This window comes from Affinirhizobium straminoryzae (assembly GCF_007004135.1).
Taxonomy (GTDB): Bacteria; Pseudomonadota; Alphaproteobacteria; order Rhizobiales; family Rhizobiaceae; genus Neorhizobium; species Neorhizobium straminoryzae.
Map to the genome: position 1 here is coordinate 1 of NZ_VJMG01000129.1, position 1,316 is coordinate 1,316.

Genomic DNA, 1,316 nt, shown 5'->3' on the forward strand with positions numbered 1-1,316 from the left:
CGCCTTCGGCATGCCGACCGTCAGTTCCGGATCGCAGATGACGACACCCGGCAGGAATTTCGGGTGGAAGATGATCTTCTTCACATGGGTTTCGGAATTGGTGATGACCGAGGCACGGCCGACTTCGGAACCGGTGCCGGCGGTGGTGGGCACGGCAACGATCGGTGCGATGCCCTCGACGCTGGCGCGGGTCCACCAGTCACCGATATCCTCGAAATCCCAGACCGGCCGCGTCTGACCGACCATGAAGGCCACGCATTTGCCGAGATCGAGGCCGGAACCGCCGCCGAAGGCCACGACGCCATCATGGCCGCCATCGCGATAGGCCTTGATGCCGGCGTCCAGGTTCTTCTCGTTGGGGTTCGGATCGACATCGGCAAACAGCGCGCGGCCAAGGCCGGCGTCGTCCAGCACCTCCAGCGCGCCTTGCGTGATCGCCATGCCGGCCAAGCCGCGATCGGTGACCAGCAGCGGCTTCTTCATGCCGAGCGACTTGCAGGCCTCGCCCAGTTCCCTGATGCGCCCGCGGCCAAGCTTGACGGCGGTGGGATAGCTCCAGTTGGCGGTGATGTTCATGGGGTCAGGCTTTCTTGAAGTGATAGGATTTCGGCCGGGTGAGATTGTGGAAACCGAGAACGGAGAGCGAGCCGCCGCGGCCGGTTTCCTTCACGCCAGTCCAGACAAGCGCCGGATCGAGATAATCGCAGCGGTTCATGAACACGGTGCCGGTTTCGAGATCGGCGCCGAGGCGTGCCGCACGCTCCTCGTCCTTCGTCCAGAGCGAGACGGTAAGGCCGTATTTGCAGTCGTTCATCAGGTCGAGCGCTTCTGCATCACTCTTCACCTTCATGATGCCGACGGCAGGACCAAAGGTCTCCTCGCGCATGAATTCCATGGAATGGTCCACATCGACCAGCACCTGCGGCATCAGATAGGCGCCGCCATCGTCCTGCGGGAAAAGTTTGGGATCGACGAGCGCCTTCGCCCCCTTCGCCACCGCATCGGCCACCTGCTCGCGCACGGTTTTCGCAAACCGGGCATTGGCCATCGGGCCAAGCGTGGTCTCCTGCTCCAGCGGATTGCCGAGCTTGTAGTTCGACACCCAGGCCACCGATTTCTCCACGAAGGCATCATAGAGGCTTTCGTGCACATAGATGCGCTCGATGCCGCAGCAGCACTGGCCGGAATTGTAGGTCGCGCCATCCATCAGCGTATCGACAGCGGCATCCAGGTCGGCATCTTCCATGACATAGCCGGGATCCTTGCCGCCCAGTTCCAGACCCATGCCGGTGAAGGTGCCGGCTGCGGCGCGCTCC

General features: G+C 62.9%; 2 protein-coding genes. Both read right to left on the reverse strand.

Annotated features, from left to right (window positions below; genetic code table 11):
* A partial coding sequence (locus FNA46_RS25775) for an iron-containing alcohol dehydrogenase (protein WP_143128092.1) occupies window positions 1-576 on the reverse strand: 576 nt, incomplete at its 3' end.
* A gap of 4 nt (window positions 577-580) precedes the next feature.
* Window positions 581-1,316, reverse strand: a 736-nt coding sequence (locus tag FNA46_RS25780; RefSeq protein ID WP_143128093.1) for an aldehyde dehydrogenase family protein, incomplete at its 5' end; no start/stop codon positions are given.